Below are 16,837 nucleotides of genomic sequence, written 5' to 3' on the forward strand. Positions count from 1 at the left end.
CGCACACCGACCAACCCTGCGCATGAGATCTGCCGGTGCTACGTAGAAGCTTCGGTCTACGGCGGGCGCTTGCACGCGTACCAGCGTGGGACACGCCGCAAGTACGTCCTTGTAGGCTCTGGCGCGGCATCCATGCCGCTCAAGGTCCCACGCCGGCACGCGCGCAAGCACCACCAGTTGCTGGCGGTTGCGGAAAGAAATGCGGAGGGCCTGCTGGTCTGCAGGTGCTTCGGAATGTCACCATCGCTGGCGACATGGCAGTTGGCATGCAAACCACGCATGCCAATCCCGAATGCCCCATCCCCACTCCATCGGCGACCACATCAGCGCCGCGCCAGCACGACGAGCTTGATCGCCGCCCTACAGCCCGTAGCGCTCCACCGCCTCCAGATGCGGGCGCGGATCCTGATCGCAGGCCTCGGCCAGGCGCAGCCAGCACATCGGATGCGCCCACTGCGCGGTTGTGGCCAGTAGGACGCGATGCAGTTCCAGCGGTGCTGCCGCTTCCGGCAGCGCCACGGTGAACAGCACGCCCGGCAGACCCGTGCTCGTATCTTCCGGGTCGAATGCGTCCGCGTGCGCCGGATCGATCACGCGATAGTCGTCGCGGCTGTGCAGCCACAGTTTCCATCCACGCGCTTCGATGTCCTGCCGCAAGGCGTCGATCGCCTGCTCGCCGGGATGCACACCATCCACCAGCCAGCTGCTGCCGTAACCGCCCGCCTCCAGCACATGCACCTGTGCATAGGTCGGCACGAAACGCTCGCGCTCGGCCTCGTCCTCCGGCGGCGGATACAGCAACTCCGCATCGAACACCACCCAGTCGCCGACATGCTGGCGCCGATGCGCCGGTGCATTTTCGACGATACGCGCGGTGACCGGGCCGGTGCGCCGCGCGTAGTACTCGGCTGCCTCGCCGTCATCCACGCAGCGCACGATCACCCAACCCCAGGTTTCTTCGACCACGCCACTGGTGCTGCTCAGCTCCATGCCGAGCGCCAGCGCCGAGGTGCGCACCGCGTCCCACTGCTGCGCCGCGCTGGCCGCAGTCATGTGATCCCAATGCGCGGAGCGCGGTTCTTCCATCAACTCGGTCAGCTGTCGATACACTTCGGTGGCTTCGGCGAAGCGGCCGGTGTTGAGATACATGCGCCCCAGCAAGCCACGCACACCATGCGAGCCGGGCGATAGCTCCAGCAACGCGGTGCAGGCCTGCTCCAGCGCCGGCCAGTCGGCCAGTCGCTGGGCCAGCTGCGCCTCGCACCACAGCGCCGCCACCGGCACCAGCGGACGATACAGCTGCGCCAGCCGACGCATGCCGGCTTCGTCGCCGCGGCCCAGCAACAGATTCATCAGCCGGAAGGTCGGGCTGGTTTCGCGGTCGGCATGCCGCTGCACGAATGCCCACAGCAGCGCGATCGCCTCATCGTCGGCCGCACACGCGCTCAATGCCGACGCCGTGGTGTCCACCAACTCGGCATCGTCGGGGCGCTCGGCCACCGCCTGCAGCAACCACTGCGCTTCGCGCTCGGGGTTACGCGCCACGTCTTCGGCCTGCGCATCCAGCCATTCCAGCAACTGCTCAGCCGGCACCGGCGCCGGCTCGCCCGCCGGTGCGGTCTCGATGCGCGCAGCCAGGCCGTCCAGCAGTTGGGTGGCGCCACGGTCCTGGCGCAATTTGGGCACATGCGTGCGCGCAAGCGCCAGGTGCCGGCGCGCAGTCCACACCGCGCCACGCTGCAACGCCAGCTCGATCGCCAGCTCGGCCGCGTCGATCAGGATGCGATGCGCCCCGACCTGCGCGTAATGATCCAGCATCACCTGCAGGCGGCTGCCCAGATCCCAGGTGTTGCGCTCAGGCTGGCGCGATACCAGCACCACCACCGCACGCAACCAGTGCAGGCGATAGCGTGGCGCGACCTCGCGCCACGGCAGAAAGGCTTCCAGTGCTTCATCGTCGCGATTCAACATTGCCAATGCACGGGCTTTCTGCAAGCGCCGCGGCTGACTGCAATTGGCCCACTCCACCCCTTCGCGCGCAGCTTCGCGCTCGCGCTGCTCGATCAGTGCCAGCGCGTCCTGCGCGCGGCCCAGCGAGAGCAGGATCGAGATGCGCATGTCCGGCACACCGTCGTAGATCTGCCCGCCATGCGCAACAATGGTCTGCGACTGCGCTTCCAGATAACTCAGTGCCGCCTCGCCGCGTCCATCGTCGAGCAAGGCGTCGGCTTTTTCGCAGCTCAGGCACTGGTAGCACGACCAGCTCGGATCGATGCGGCCCAGCGTTTCCTCGCACACCTCGATGCGCTCTTCCACCCAGCCCGGACCATCGATATTGGCGTAGCACGCGGCCAGGTCCTGGGTCACGCACACCGACTGCGGGCACTCCACCGCATCGGCGCGATGCGCGCGTTCGAAGAGCGTCACCGCATCGCTCAGCGCACGCTCGCCTTCGCAGAGATTGCCGACACGATTGCGCATTTCCCAATGCCCGACGAACACCTCCAGCCACGGATTGGCCAGCGTCTTGCCCAGCGCACGCGCCTCGGGCAACAGCGCTTCGGCGCGTTCGATCTGCAGGTCGCAGATATGGTCGGTCAGGCGCGTCAGCAGCTGCGCATTCTGCGGCTGCCCGGCCTCGCCCAGATCGTCCTGCAGCTTCTCTACCCAGTTCCAGATTTCCATCGTGTCGCTCCTTCGATGCGGCGCTCAGCGCGCCAGCAGTTGTGTCACGGCCTCGGCAAGAGCGCCGAAGGCCTGGTTCAAATCCGATCCGCCCGATGCATTGGCACCGGGCTGCGGCTGGGTGCGCCCCTGCGCCGACACGATCACCTTCAGTGAGCGCAGCAGCCGCGCGGCCACCGCCGCCTGCGGATTGCCGGCGCGCTGCGCCGCCAGCAGCGCCTGCAATGCGGGGTTATCGAGATTCAGATACAGCCGCTGGGTCTGCCGCGCCTGGATCCCCGCCGTGAACTGCCGGGCCAGCCGCAGCGCAGCGGTGGACACGCGCTTGTCGTTTTCGTCCTGCTCCAGCCGGCGTTTGAGTTCGGCCTCGCGGTCGGGCACCACCACCAGCGGCAGTGCCTCGGGGCTGAAACGTGCCGGCACCAGCGCTTCGCCATCGCCCAGGTGCTGTTCCAGCCAGGCCAGTTCGTCGGCCGGCAGTGTATCCAGCTCGAACAACTGCCGGTTGCCCTGCTCGGTGCCCAGCTCGACCAGGCGCACGCCCTTGGCCTGCGCCCAGCGGCGCAGGAACGGCACCACCGCATAGCGGTTTCCGTAGGCCACCGGCACGCCCATCGCGCGGAACAGCATTTCTTCGAAACCGCTGTCGCTATCCAGGATCACATGCACCGCGCCACGCGCCGGCAACTGCTGCGCCGGCAGCTCGCCCTGCGAGGTCGGCACCCGCACGTGTTCCATCAGCAACTCGAACAAGCGCTCGTCGCACAGCGCCGCGCCCAGCAATGCCTCGTTGTGACGCAGCAGGATGCGCCGCCAGGCTTCCGGCTGCTGACGCGCCACATCTGCCAGGCCCTGAACCAGGGCTTCGGACAATGCATGCTGCACGGCCGTGTAGGTGGCATCGCGCTGCAGATCTTCGCGGCTGGCGGTGGGCGTCAAGCGATTGGACTCGATCACGCCGCCGATGAAGCCCGCCCAGGGCGGCAGCAGTTCGCGCGCATTGTCGTCCAGCAGCATGCCGCGCAGAAACACCGACAGGTTGCGGTTGTCGCTGGTGCCGTAGGTGGCCCCGTCCTGCACCCACAGCAGGCCCACCGCATCGCTGCCCTCCTCCGCACGCACCGGCATGCAGCACAAGGGCTCGAAATTGCGCTCGAAACGCGCGGCAAACTCGCGTTGACGCCGCCAGGCCTGCACCGGATGCAACGGCACCGCATCGTGCATGCGCCACGGCGGCGGCTCGGGATTGATCGCCTGGGTATCGCCACCGATCCAGATCGGCTCGCGCAACAGCGCGCAATAGCGCGACAGGATCTCGCGCAGCCGTGCTTCCTGGGCCAGCGACAGATAGTCGTCATGCAGTTCCAGCACCACTTCGGTACCGACCTGCGCGCGTGCCGGAATCGGGCTGACCGTGTATTGCTCGGCATTGCTGGAGATGTAGCAATGCCCAAGCGTGGGGGTCTGATAGGAGGTGGTGCGCACGGTGACGCGGCGCACCAGCACGAAGGCCGACAAGAAGCCCAGCCCGAACATGCCGATCAGGCCGCTGTCCTCATGTCCGCCCTGACGCAAGCCACGCGTATACCCCACGCCGACCGTGGCCAGATAATCGTGGATTTCCTGCTGGGTCAGCCCGGCACCGGTATCGATGATGCGCACGACGCCCTGGCCAGCGTCGGCATGCACCTCGATGCGCGATTCGCCTTGCCAGTCGGGCTGTTCCAGACGGCGACGCAGGATCGAGTCGTGCGCGTTCTGCACCAGCTCGCGCAGCGCGACCACCGGCGTGGAATACAGATGCTTGCTGAGAACGGACATCAATCCGTTGAGATCGACGCCTGCGCGGCGGATCTGGGAGGCGTCCGTCGCCTCGGAGGTGTGATCTTGCATGATCGTTCGTCGTTTCCTTGGCGGCCACGCCCATCCTCGGACGCGCCTTCCTGGGTGGCAGTGCGAGCCGCACAGGATAGCCGCAAGCCGCGCCACACGCACGCGCGTCACACTATGAGCTTTCAGCCCGTGGCAGGCGCGCGGCCGCCACCGCAGCACACCTCGCGGAAACGACGCGCCACGGCCTGCGTTGACGCATGGCCGTGGCGCGCAACGGCTTAGCGCTGCAAGGTTTCCATCGGTGCCTCATTGAAATGCTGGCGATAGCCCTTGGCCAAGGCCGAGCGGCTGCCCACGCCCCAGCGGCTCGCCGCCTGCAGCACGCTGCCGCAGCCGCCTTCGGCCAGGAGTTCGTCGCGAATGCTCTGCATGCGGTAACGCCGCAGCACCTGGGTCGGCGACAGCCCGGTGGCGGACTTGAACGCCTGCTGCAAGGCGCGCCCGGTCACGCCGATCTGCGCGGCCACCTCGTTGATCGACAGATCCGAGCGGTGCGCATTGGTGATCATGTAGGCGTAGGCGCGCCGATACTTGGCCGGCAGCCGCGCGGAGATGTCGTCGCTGACATGTGCCGGCGTGCCACTTTCCAGCAGCCGCGGCGCCTGCACCTCGCTGCGCAGGCACTGCACCGCGCCCAACGCGTAGCGGTTGTACAGCAACAGCGCCTGCTCGGTCTTGCCCAGCGCCTGGCTGATCTTGGCCTGGCAATACTCGAACTCCAGATTCCAGCGCGGCGCGTGGTGCCGGCCGGCACCGGCCAGGGCGCGCTCTGCCAGATCCGCGCGCCCCACCGCCAATGCGGCAAGCGCAAGCTCCACCTGCGCATCCTGCCGGGCGCATGGCGGGCAACCGGCGGCGGCGGCCGGCAGCGCATCGATCTGCGCATCGAAACCGAAGGTATCGCCACCGGCAATGCGCAACAGATTGCGCACGTGGCGCATGCGCTGGGCGAGCACCGGCATGCTCTCGGCCAGGTCGGCGATGCAGGCGCGCAGCTCGTTGGGCTCGAACGCGTGCGCCGCATCCTCCTGGCGCAGCGTGGCCTGCCAGAACACGTGATCGCTCATCCGGTCGGCACGCCGGATGCGCAGCTGCGCAATCATGTCCAGACGCAGCGCGTTGGCGATGCGCAGCCACTCGGTTGCGCCGGTGTCCAGTTCCGCCAGCGCTTCGTTGGCACGTTCCAGCGTCTGCAGTGCCAGCGTGCTCTGGCCCAGATGGAAGTGGGTCAGCGCCTTGCCCAGCAGGCTCTCCCCGCACAGGCAGGGCGGCGTCTCGCGGTCCATCGCCAGCTGTGCGAAGCAATTCAATGCAGCGCTCAGGCGACGCTGGCTCAGCATCAACCAGGCAGTGTTGCGGCAGGACAGCAGCCGCAGTTGGCGCTGATGCCCACGCATCGCCTTCAAGGCGTGGCGGTAGGCATCTTCGGCCTCCTCCTGGTATTCGAGGATCAACAGCGCGTCGCCGCTGGCACCGAGCAGGCTGACTTCATCGTCGGCGCCATCCGGGGCAGCCTGGCCGTCACGGCGTTGTTGAAGATGTTGCAGACCTTGCGGCCAGGCACCAACCAGCATCCTGCTTGTATAGATAGGAAGACGGTCTGCGTACGACAACGCAGAGATTGCCGCGAAGTAGGTTGAAAGGATCATGCCGGGCTCTCTCATAGGGGGATGAGCAAAAACAACAATGCGCCGGTCTGGCTGGCGCAAACGATTGTATGCAGCGGATCCAATGGAATCTCTCACTCGAAGGCACTAAGAAAATCAAAAATTCTCACTCTGTCTTCCTGCAAGCCAGTTATGCGACGTGCAGATAAAGGGCACTTTTTGCATACCGCCGTCGGCGGCCTGCATAGGACATTGCATGCCATGCGAAGCCGTATTGAAGACAAGGCTGCAGCCAAAAAAGGAATCGCGGGCCTGCTCAAACACCCAGTCTCTGAGCAGCTTGACCATTGTCCTGGCATGACGCGACGATGGCTGCGTGCAAGGTAGTTCAGTAAATGAAAGATGCACTTCAAACCACCGCTACCGCGTTCCGTTGCATCGACGGATGGCCCAGATATTCCACGCGCGCTTCAATCATGTGCAAATCGCAATACCGTGGTATAGACCTGGGCACGCAAGCGAATGAATCAGCGATCATGCGTGTTGCTTCGCCGGATCGACCGGCCAGCGCGTTGCTCAATGTCGGAATTTTGTTAGTCACCGACCACGCATGCCCTCTACGTAAGAGCTGCGTTGCGCCTAAATGAGCGTACGTTAAAGCCGGCCTACTCAAAGCCGAAGAAAAGTACGCAGCAGTGAAACTTTCTGCCTCCGCAATGGTACATATCATTCGTCCGGCCTCAGGCCGGATCCCCTGGGAGCCGAAGGCGATGGCGATGCACTTATCTATACATGTGGGTTTTGTATTGGCGCCTGCTGTCCGCAACAGGCATCCGACGTACGACTGGTACGTGTGCAGACATGGGAAGGCCGGCTGATGCACGGCAACCCTCCCGGCAAGCAAGGATCGGCTTTCCTGTTGACGCAGGACGCGCGTCTGGCATCGCAGGTCAATGCGAGCCTCGCACCGCTCGCCCCGAGTTTTGCGGTGTTTTCCGACGAACTCGAACTTCTGCGCTCGCTGCGGCATTCCCCTTGCGAGCTGCTGATCTTCGACGCGACCTGCGTCGCGTCGGACGACAGCTCGCTGCTGGCCTGGCAACGCTGCCATAGCGGCCATCCCACGCCGCTGATCGTGCTGGGGCGTTTCGACTGTGCCCACGACATTCTGGCCTGGTACCGCGCAGGCGCACACGATGTGCTCGCCCTGCCGTTCAACTCCCACGAACTGCATGTGCGCGCGGCATTGGCGCTTTCGCCGGTGGCCGAAGCATGCCCCGAGAGCCAGCAGCTGAGTGTTGGTCCCTACCAATTGATCCGCGACGAAAATACCGTGTATCTGCACGGCAAGCCGATCGTGCTGACCGCACGCGAGTTCTCGATCGCGTGGCTGTTGTTTTCCAGCCCCGGCGTATGTTTCCGCCGCTGCCAGTTGGCCAAGGCGGTGTGGGGCAGCCACACCGAGTTCACCGATCGCACGATGGAGCAGCACATCTACAAGCTGCGCAAGAAGCTGCAGCTATGCAATCACAGCGGCGTGGTGCGCATCAGAACCGTGTATTCGCATGGTTACAAGCTGGAACTGGCTACGCCCGACAAGAACGCGCCCGGCAAGACGGTCAGCCCCAGCACCGCCCATCATGCGGCAGCCTGTTGACCAATGCGGCCTTGCAAGAGCGGCAGCGCGGCGATCGGCAACGACCCGCGCTTGCTGCCTGCCATCGGCACCTGCAGTGCAGTGAGTTGTCCGGTGCCATGCGTTGATCTGCTCAGGCATTTGCTGGAAGAGGCGTTCGCCAGCTCCCAGGTCGAGTGGAAAAACGTATCCGCTCAATAATTCAATAATGTATTGAACACACGAACAGACCGTGGCGTACTGCGGGTCTAATGTTTTCTACAACCAGGCGAGACTGATACGTTTTTGCGGGCAATTAAAGTGCCCAATCGAGCTGAATGCCGCACGCGAACACGCGCATGTTGTTGGCAGTCTCCGCCGGCCGGCTCTCTCCAAAAACGACAATGGCGCGGAGGATTCCCCGCGCCATTGTTCGATCAGGCCTTGCAGCCGGTTACTGTTTGGGATTCTCGCCGTACTCGTTCGGGCCGGGCGTACCTTCCAGGCACATGAAGACCAGCACGATGAACCCGCCGACGTAAGGCACCAGGCTGATCAGATAGAACCAGCCGGACTTGCCCTGGTCGTGCAAGCGACGCACGGTCACTGCAATGCTCGGCACGATCAGTGCCAGCACGACGATGCCCATGACGGCAGCGACCAGCCATGCCAGTGCACCAGGACCATTCTCACCGCCCATCAGTGCAGCCGCGATACCGAAAAGGCCGCCCAGTACAAGCAGGACGATCGCCTGCAGCAGCATGAACATCCAATATTCCTTGCGGCGCGAGCGGCCATTGAAGTCGGCATAGCGCTTGAGTGGCAGCAACATCCATTCCATCGTGTTTTCTCCTGGTGACGCGCAGTGGGCGCTATGTGTGATCCGGTGCACCGTGCAACGGGCCGCGCATGTTGCCATAGCCGCCCTCTGCTGAAAACGGTTTCTTACCGGCAGGCGGCATACCGCGCCCTGCTGGCCGACCGACGGTCGCCGGAGCTGGCGGCGGCCAGCCCAAAACTTCACTCATGTAATTCCGGCGTGGCGCTGCGCTGGGTGGCGCCCTGCGCAGGGGAGAGATCAGCTCATCGCCTGCAGCGCGATGCCCTGTGCAGACAGTCGCTCCCATCCCACGCCGGCATCACTCGGCCGCCGCTTCCAGTGCCTGGCTCAGCCGCTCCACCGCGACGATCTCCATGCCCTTGATGCTGGCGACCTTGGGCGCGTTGGCCTTGGGCACGATCGCGCGCTTGAAGCCATGGGTGGCGGCCTCTTTCAGACGATCCTCGCCATTGGGCACCGGCCGGATCTCGCCGGACAACCCCACTTCGCCAAAGGCAATGGTCTTCTCGGACAGTGGCCGGTCGCGCAGCGAGGACAGCACCGCCAGCAGCACCGGCAGATCGGCGGCGGTTTCCTGCACGCGGATGCCGCCGACCACGTTGACGAACACGTCCTGGTCGCCCACCACGATGCCGCCATGGCGATGCAGCACCGCCAGCAGCATCGCCAACCGGTTCTGCTCCAGCCCCACCGCCACGCGCCGCGGATTGGACAGCGGCGAGGCGTCCACCAGTGCCTGCACCTCCACCATCAGCGGCCGGGTGCCTTCGCGGGTGACCATCACGCAACTGCCCGGCTGCTGGGTGCTGCCGCCGGACAGGAAGATCGCTGACGGGTTGGAGACTTCCTTGAGGCCTTTCTCGCCCATCGCGAACACGCCCAGCTCGTTGACCGCACCGAAGCGGTTCTTGAACGCGCGCAACAGGCGAAACCGGCTACCGCTCTCGCCTTCGAAGTACAGCACCGCATCGACCATATGTTCCAGCACGCGCGGGCCGGCAATGCCGCCTTCCTTGGTCACATGGCCGACCAGGAACACCGCGGTGCCGGTCTCCTTGGCATAGCGCACCAGCCGCGCTGCGCTCTCGCGCACCTGGCTGACCGAGCCCGGCGCCGCGGTCAGCGACTCGGTCCACAGCGTCTGGACCGAGTCGGCCACGATCAACTTCGGCCGCGCCACGCTGGCATGCTGCAGGATGTTTTCGATGCCGGTTTCGGCCAGCGCATTCAAGCCTTCCAACGGCAGATCCAGCCGCACCGCGCGCCCGGCCACCTGCGCCAGCGATTCTTCGCCGGTCACGTACAGCACCGGCAGCGTGCTGGCCATGCTCGCCAGCGCCTGCAGCAACAATGTCGACTTGCCGATGCCCGGATCGCCACCGATCAACACCACCGCGCCCTCGACCAGGCCGCCGCCCAGCACCCGATCGAACTCGCCGATCCCGGTGGACACGCGCGCCTGCTCGGACTGCTGCACGTCCTTGAGCGCGGTGATCTTGGGCGCCTCGGCCTTGCCGGCCCAGCCGCTACGCCGCGATGCCGCAGGCGAGGCCTTGCCGCCAGGCGTGGCGCTTTCGAGCACGATCTCGCTGAGCGTGTTCCACACCCCGCACTCGGTGCATTGCCCTTGCCACTTGGTGTACTCGGCGCCGCACTCGCCGCAGACATAGGCCGTTTTCGCCTTCGCCATCGTCAGTTAACCCATCGCTTCTGGAGCGACAGGATAGTCGGCGTTGGTCTCAGGATGCGCGACGCTGGCTCGGGAATCGGGAATCGGGAATCGGGAATCGTCCAGGCTGACGGCTCCACTGGATTGGATGCAACCATCCATTTCCGCTGCTGCGTTTTCATTTGGACACATCGATGCCGCCGAGCACTTGGCTGGCGCGCTGTCTTTCGATCGGCCGGCACCGGCATCGCTACCGACGAAAAACAGCGTCTGGCGCTGCATGATCGATCGCAATCGGTCATGCAGCGCTAGGTTTTGCCACTGCTCGCTCGAACGGCTGCTGGCGGGCAAGCGCCGCTCAGCGCGGCTTGTACAACTCGCTCAGGCGGTCCGGCTTGCCGGGGATACGCTCCAGATGCGGATACAGCAGGCCGCCGTGGTAATCGATGCGCACGGTGTCGTAGCGATCCAGGCGCTTGACCAGCAGTTCGATCGGCGCGGTGGTGCCCTTGGCCGCCTTGATCGCGTCCTTGATCACCTCGCTGCTGAAGGCGCGGCCGTTGACCGCCACGATGGTGTTGCCGGCGATCAGGCCGGCATTGAAGGCCGGACCGTCCCACAGCACATCACCGATCTCGCCAGAGGCTTTCAAGGACACGCCAAGCGAATAGGCCAGGTTGGCATCCTTGTCGTCGCTCTCGTCGGCCTTGGTGGCCAGATTGGGCTCGTCGTTGTAGACCAGCTTCCAGCCATTGGCCTCGATGCCCCCGTTCAACGAGCCATGCCCGTCCATGCGGCTGCGCAACAGGCTGGCCCAGTCGTAGGCGGCAATGCCGTTGAGCGTGGCGACGATGTCATCGAAGGTGTACGGGTTGACGTCCCAGTCGCCGTTCTTCATGCCGAAGAACGCCTTGCCGAAATCGTCGATGGAGCGCTTGTTATTGGTCAACGCGCGCAGCTTGCTGTCCACTTCCAGCCACATCATCTGGCCGCCGGAATAGTAGTCCTCGCTCATCTGATAGCTGCGGTACGCCTTTGGCCGGCGCATCGACATGGTCGGGTCGTTGGTGGTGTCCTGCACGGTGCGCCAGGCCATGCCGGGGCGCCCGCGCTCATAGCTCGCCGCCACGCCGGCCAGCATCTCGCGCGCCTGGTCCTGCGTCCACAGGCCCGAACGCGCGGCCATCACCTCGCCCCAGAACTGGGTCTGGCCCTCGTACAGCCACAGCAGGCTGTCGCCCATCGGCACATTGAAGTTCGGCGTGGCCAGGTCGGCACCGCGACGGTACTTGCCGTTCCAGGAATGGTTGAACTCATGCGCGAGCAGGTCGCGCCCGGTCCAGCTCTTGTCCCACTCGGTGAAGTACGTCGGCACGCCGCTGTTTTCGCTGGAGCGGTGATGCTCCAGGCCGATGCCACCCAGCTTTTTGGTCAGCGCCAGCAGGAATTCGTAGTGATCGAAATGGCGCGCGCCGTAGAGCTTGTCCATCTGCTGCACCAGTGACGCATGCGCCTTGATCTGCTCGGGCTTGGCGTCCAGCGACTTGGCTTCGTCGGCGAACACGTTGAGGTAGACCGGCTGCTTGCCGACACTCAGCTCCACGCGCTTGTAGTACTTGCCGGCGAACATCGGCGAGTCGACCAGGTCGTCGAAATCGATCGGCTTGAAGGTCACCGTGTCGCCAACGCGGCGGTCGGTTTCCAGTGCCGTGGCATAGCTCCAGCCGGCTGGCAAGGTGACACTGGCCTGGGCCTTGATGTTGCGTGCGAACACGCCGGCCGGATACAGCGCGGTGGTGTTCCACTGCAGGTTGAGCATCTCCGGGGTCATCATCACCCGGCCCTGGTTGGGGGCCTGCGGCGAGAGGAACTTGAACTCGGCCGTCAGCTCGGTGGCACCCTGCGGCACGTCCACGGTGAAGGCGTACACATCGAACTGGTCGCGCTTCCACGGCACCACCTTGCCATCGACCTTGATCACCAGACCGGCCAGCTTGTCGATCGGCCCGGTCGGCGAGTGATTGCCGGGAATCCACTGCGGATACAGCAGCGTCATCGGGCCGGGCTTGGCCGGCATGGTGGTTTTGACCTTGAAGATGCGGTGGGCCAGATCGGTGGCATCGACGTCGATCTTCAAGGTTCCGTCGAACGGCACGTCCTGCGGCGCGGCAGTTTGTGCGGCCGCAGGCAACGACAGTGCCGCCAGCAACGACACGGACAACAAGGTGGGGATCTTCATCGCAACTCCGCAGGGACCTGGAACAGGCAAGCCCACGATGCTAAGCGCCTGCCTGCGCTTCCCCCGTATGCCATAGGTCATGCTGCGCACCGATTCGCACGCCAAAAAAAAAGCCGCCAGTGACCTGGCGGCTTCGTTCTGTCCGGTATGCGTCGATCCGGCGTGCCCGGATCGGGCGCCATGCCGTCTCAATGCATCATGTTGACGTTCATGTTGTGCAGCACCCACAGCGAACCCACGATCACGATGCCGATGATCAGCAACGAGAACAGGCCCACCTGCAAGTTGGAACGTTGCTCGGGCGAGCGGTCCATGTGCAGGAAGTACACCATGTGCACCAGCATCTGCACCGCGGCCATCAGCGAGATCACGATGACGGTGACACCCTTGGAGAACGCTCCGCTCATCACCATCGCAAACGGGATGACGGTGAGGATCACGGCCATCACAAAGCCGATCAGGTAGGACTTCAGGCCGCCGGCATGTGCGTCGGCAGCGGTTTCATGCGCGTGGTGATTGGCCATTACAGCGCTCCCAGCAGGTAGACGACGGTGAACACACCGATCCAGATGATGTCCAGGAAATGCCAGAACAGGCTCAGGCAGGCCAGACGCGTGCTGTTGCGCGGGGTCAGGCCGTTCTTGGAGATCTGGATCACCAGCACTGCCATCCACAACAGGCCCGAGGCCACGTGCAGGCCGTGCGTGCCCACCAGGGTGAAGAAGGCCGACAGGAACGCGCTGCGCCCCGGACCCGCCCCTTCATGGATCAGGTGATTGAACTCCCACACTTCCATGCACAGGAAGCCAATACCCAGAAGTGCGGTGACGCCCAGCCAGGCGTACAGCCCGGTCATGCTGCGTTTGTGCGCGGAGATCATCGCAACGCCGAAGCTCAGGCTGCTGAACAACAGCAGGAAGGTTTCCACCAGCACGAACTTCAGGTCGAACAGCTCCTTGGCCGTCGGTCCGTCCACCGTGGCGCCCGAGAGCACCGCATAAGTGGCGAACAGGCCGGCGAACAGCAGGCAGTCGCTCATCAGGTAGACCCAGAACCCGAAGACGGTGTTGCCACCGGCGTCGTGATGTTCGTGGTCGTCGTGGCCGCCCGCGTGGGCGGCGTGGTCAAGCGTGGTCGAGGAAGACATGGTCATACCACCTTCGCGGCCTGCGCCGCATGTTGCTGTTCGAGCAGGGCAAAGCGCGCGTTTTCGATGCGCTCCACTTCGTCGGCCGGCACCCAGTAATCGATGTCGTCATCGAAGGTGCGCGCAATGAAGCTGCCGATCATGCCGACCAGGCCGATGATGGCCAGCCACCAGATGTGCCAGATCAGACCGAAGCCCATCAGCACGCTGAAGGCACCGATATACACGCCTGCCCCGGTGTTGCGCGGCATGTGGATCGCCTCGTACTTGGACGGACGCACCCAGCCCTTGCCATTCTGCTTGTCGGCCCAGAACTGATCGCGGTCGTCGATGTGCGGCAGCACGGCGAAGTTGTAGAACGGCGGCGGCGAGGAGGTGGCCCACTCCAGCGTGCGGCCATCCCACGGATCGCCCGTGTAGTCCATGTGCTCCTTGCGCTTCCACACGCTGTAACCGATCTGCACCAGGTTCAGGAAGATACCCAGGCCGATGATTGCAGCACCGGCCGCGGCGACATACAGCCACGGCGCCCACTCGGGGTGGTTGTAGGTGTTCATGCGACGGGTCATGCCCATGAAGCCGAGCACGTACAGCGGCATGAAGGCCACGAAGAAGCCGATGATCCAGCACCAGAACGAGGCCTTGCCGATCTTCTCGTTGAGCTTGAAGCCGAACGCCTTCGGGAACCAGTAGGTCAGGCCGGCCAGGTAGCCGAACACCACGCCGCCGATGATCACGTTATGGAAGTGCGCGATCAGGAACAGGCTGTTGTGCAGCACGAAGTCCACGGCCGGGATCGCCAGCATCACGCCGGTCATGCCGCCGATGGTGAAGGTGATGATGAAGCCGATCGTCCACAGCACCGGCGAGGTCATGTGCACACGACCGCGGAACATGGTGAACAGCCAGTTGAAGATCTTCACGCCGGTCGGGATCGAGATGATCATCGTCGTGATGCCGAAGAAGGCATTGACGTTGGCACCCGAGCCCATGGTGAAGAAGTGGTGCAACCACACCACGAACGACAGCACGCCGATGCACGAGGTGGCGTAGACCATCGAGGTGTAGCCGAACAGGCGCTTGCGGCTGTAGGTCGCGATCAGCTCGGAGAAGATGCCGAACGCCGGCAGGATCAGGATATAGACTTCCGGGTGACCCCAGATCCAGATCAGGTTGACGTACATCATGGCGTTGCCGCCACCGTCATTGGTGAAGAAGTGCGTGCCCAGGTAACGGTCGGCACCCAGCAGCGCCAGCGCCACGGTCAGGATCGGGAATGCGGCGATAATCAGGATGTTGGTGATCAGCGCGGTCCAGGTGAAGATCGGCATGCGCATCAGGGTCATGCCCGGCGCGCGCATCCGCATGATCGTCACGAAGAAGTTGATGCCGGTCAGTAAGGTGCCCAGGCCTGAGACCTGCAGCGCCCAGATGTAGTAGTCGACGCCGACCCCCGGACTGTATTCCAGCCCCGACAACGGCGGATACGCCAGCCAGCCGGTCTGGGCGAATTCGCCGACACCCAGCGAGATGTTGATCAGCGCCGCACCGGCCACGAACAGCCAGAAGCTCAGCGAGTTCAGGAACGGGAACGCCACGTCGCGCGCACCGATCTGCAGCGGCACGATCAGGTTCAACAGGCCGGTCATGAACGGCATGGCCATGAAGAAGATCATGATCACGCCGTGCGCGGTGAAGATCTGGTCGTAGTGATGCGGCGGCAGCACACCTTCGCCGCCGTTACCTGCCAGCGCCTGCTGGGTGCGCATCATCGCCGCATCGGCGAAGCCGCGCAGCAACATGACCAGCGCCACGATGATGTACATCACACCGATGCGCTTGTGATCCACCGAGGTGAACCACTCGTTCCACAGGTAGCCCCACAGCTTGTACTTGGTGATGGCGCCCGCGATGAGCAGGCCGAGCAGGCCGGCACCACCGAGTGCGACCATGATGATCGGCTCGTGGTACGGAACCGCCTCGATCGTAAGTTTGCCTAGCATCACTTGTCTCCAGAAGTGCACATGGCAACCGGCTCTGCAGCCGCTGCCTGATGGTCGCCATGGCCTTTGTTATGGCCCGGACCATTCATGTATTTGTCGACGAGCGAGCGGAACATGCCGTCCTGCACCGACGAGTAGTAGGTGACCGGATACTGTTCCTTGTCGTTGCGATTGGCTGCCAGCACCTGGTACTCGGCGGCGTTCAACGCGGTCGGCGATGCCTTGACCTTGGCCACCCATGCATCGAAGCCGGCCTGGTCGGTCGCGTGCGCCTTGAAGCTCATATTCGAGAAACCGTGACCGCTGTAGTTGGTCGACAGGCCGAAGTATTCGCCCGGCTCGTTCGCCACCAGATGCAGCTTGGTTTCCATGCCGGCCATCGCGTAGATCATCGTGCCCAGATGCGGGATGAAGAACGAATTCATCACCGTGTCGGAGGTGATCTTGAAGTTCAGCGGCGTATGCACCGGGAAGGCGATTTCATTGACCGTGGCGATGTTCTGGTCCGGGTAGATGAACATCCACTTCCAGTCCAGCGACACCGCTTCGATGGTGATCGGCTTGACGTCCGAATCCAGCGGCCGGTACGGGTCCAGCGCGTGCGAGGAGCGCCAGGTCAGCACTGCCAGCACCAGGATGATCACGCACGGGATCGACCACACCACCACTTCGATGGCAGTGGAGTGCGACCAGTCCGGCTCGTAGCGCGCCTTCGTGTTGGACGCGCGGTATTTCCACGCGAACGCAATCGTCATCACGATCACCGGGATGACCACGATCAGCATCAGCACGACCGAGGTGATCAGCAGCTGCTTCTCGTCGTGGCCGATCTGGCCTTTCGGATTGAGAATGGCCGAGTTGCAGCCTGCCAACAGCAGGAACGGCAGCATCAGGCCTGGACGAAGTACACGCCCGAGATGTTTCAACGGAATCATCGGTCGATCCAAGTGCGAAGGAACGCCAGCCTCGTTCGTCGTATCCAGGTGGGACTCGTCCTGACGGCGCGCTTCCTGAGGGAAGGCGGCCACGCAGACCGAAGACACGAGTTAGCTCCCTGATTTTAGACTTTGCTGCACCTGCACGAAACCCATCGGCAATGATCTGTCGCAATTAATGCGCGCAAAACTGTGCGACATGT

The 16,837-nt window shown here is 64.0% G+C and carries 13 protein-coding genes; 2 read left to right on the top strand and 11 right to left on the bottom strand.

Annotation, left to right across the window (positions count from 1 at the left end):
- Nucleotides 1-360: 360 nt before the first annotated feature.
- From LL972_RS15345 to LL972_RS15355, 3 genes are all read right to left on the bottom strand, one after another.
- Nucleotides 361-2,685, bottom strand: a complete 2,325-nt coding sequence (locus tag LL972_RS15345; protein WP_228328327.1) for a hypothetical protein — start codon at nt 2,683-2,685, stop codon at nt 361-363.
- Nucleotides 2,686-2,709: 24 nt separating this feature from the next.
- Entirely contained in the window at nt 2,710-4,578 is a 1,869-nt protein-coding gene (locus LL972_RS15350; protein ID WP_228328328.1) for an ATP-binding protein, read from the bottom strand.
- Between the two features lie 218 nt (nt 4,579-4,796).
- Nucleotides 4,797-6,152: a helix-turn-helix transcriptional regulator gene (locus LL972_RS15355; protein ID WP_228328329.1), complete on the bottom strand. Its 1,356-nt coding sequence runs from the start codon at nt 6,150-6,152 to the stop codon at nt 4,797-4,799.
- Nucleotides 6,153-6,248: 96 nt separating this feature from the next.
- Between LL972_RS15355 and LL972_RS15360 the strand changes: the two genes are divergently transcribed.
- Nucleotides 6,249-6,572 carry a hypothetical protein gene (locus LL972_RS15360; protein ID WP_228328330.1) on the top strand — a complete coding sequence of 108 codons (324 nt, stop codon included), beginning with the start codon at nt 6,249-6,251 and terminating at the stop codon, nt 6,570-6,572.
- A 490-nt stretch (nt 6,573-7,062) separates the two neighbouring features.
- Nucleotides 7,063-7,842 carry a winged helix-turn-helix domain-containing protein gene (locus tag LL972_RS15365; RefSeq protein WP_228328331.1) on the top strand — a complete coding sequence of 260 codons (780 nt, stop codon included), beginning with the start codon at nt 7,063-7,065 and terminating at the stop codon, nt 7,840-7,842.
- A gap of 412 nt (nt 7,843-8,254) precedes the next feature.
- Here the strand turns inward: LL972_RS15365 and LL972_RS15370 are convergent, their stop codons facing one another.
- From LL972_RS15370 to cyoA, 8 genes are all read right to left on the bottom strand, one after another.
- A complete protein-coding gene (locus LL972_RS15370) occupies nt 8,255-8,641 on the bottom strand; it encodes a DUF805 domain-containing protein (protein ID WP_016901521.1) in 387 nt (128 codons plus the stop codon).
- 298 nt (nt 8,642-8,939) lie between these two features.
- Nucleotides 8,940-10,331, bottom strand: coding sequence for a DNA repair protein RadA (gene radA, locus LL972_RS15375; protein WP_115047760.1), 1,392 nt, complete (start codon nt 10,329-10,331; stop codon nt 8,940-8,942).
- 6 nt (nt 10,332-10,337) lie between these two features.
- Nucleotides 10,338-10,661 carry a hypothetical protein gene (locus LL972_RS15380; RefSeq protein WP_228328332.1) on the bottom strand — a complete coding sequence of 108 codons (324 nt, stop codon included), beginning with the start codon at nt 10,659-10,661 and terminating at the stop codon, nt 10,338-10,340.
- Nucleotides 10,662-10,668: 7 nt separating this feature from the next.
- Nucleotides 10,669-12,549, bottom strand: coding sequence for a M61 family metallopeptidase (locus tag LL972_RS15385; protein WP_228328333.1), 1,881 nt, complete (start codon nt 12,547-12,549; stop codon nt 10,669-10,671).
- 188 nt (nt 12,550-12,737) lie between these two features.
- Nucleotides 12,738-13,073: a cytochrome o ubiquinol oxidase subunit IV gene (gene cyoD / locus LL972_RS15390; RefSeq protein WP_228328334.1), complete on the bottom strand. Its 336-nt coding sequence runs from the start codon at nt 13,071-13,073 to the stop codon at nt 12,738-12,740.
- Nucleotides 13,073-13,702, bottom strand: a complete 630-nt coding sequence (gene cyoC / locus LL972_RS15395; RefSeq protein WP_006450194.1) for a cytochrome o ubiquinol oxidase subunit III — start codon at nt 13,700-13,702, stop codon at nt 13,073-13,075. Before cyoC ends, cyoD begins: the two co-directional genes overlap by 1 nt.
- Nucleotides 13,699-15,699 carry a cytochrome o ubiquinol oxidase subunit I gene (gene cyoB, locus LL972_RS15400; RefSeq protein ID WP_016901525.1) on the bottom strand — a complete coding sequence of 667 codons (2,001 nt, stop codon included), beginning with the start codon at nt 15,697-15,699 and terminating at the stop codon, nt 13,699-13,701. Before cyoB ends, cyoC begins: the two co-directional genes overlap by 4 nt.
- Nucleotides 15,699-16,634, bottom strand: a complete 936-nt coding sequence (gene cyoA, locus LL972_RS15405; RefSeq protein WP_228328335.1) for a ubiquinol oxidase subunit II — start codon at nt 16,632-16,634, stop codon at nt 15,699-15,701. Before cyoA ends, cyoB begins: the two co-directional genes overlap by 1 nt.
- Between the last annotated feature and the right edge of the window lie 203 nt (nt 16,635-16,837).

The organism is Xanthomonas campestris pv. asclepiadis (assembly GCF_020784175.1).
Classification (GTDB): domain Bacteria; phylum Pseudomonadota; class Gammaproteobacteria; order Xanthomonadales; family Xanthomonadaceae; genus Xanthomonas; species Xanthomonas campestris_D.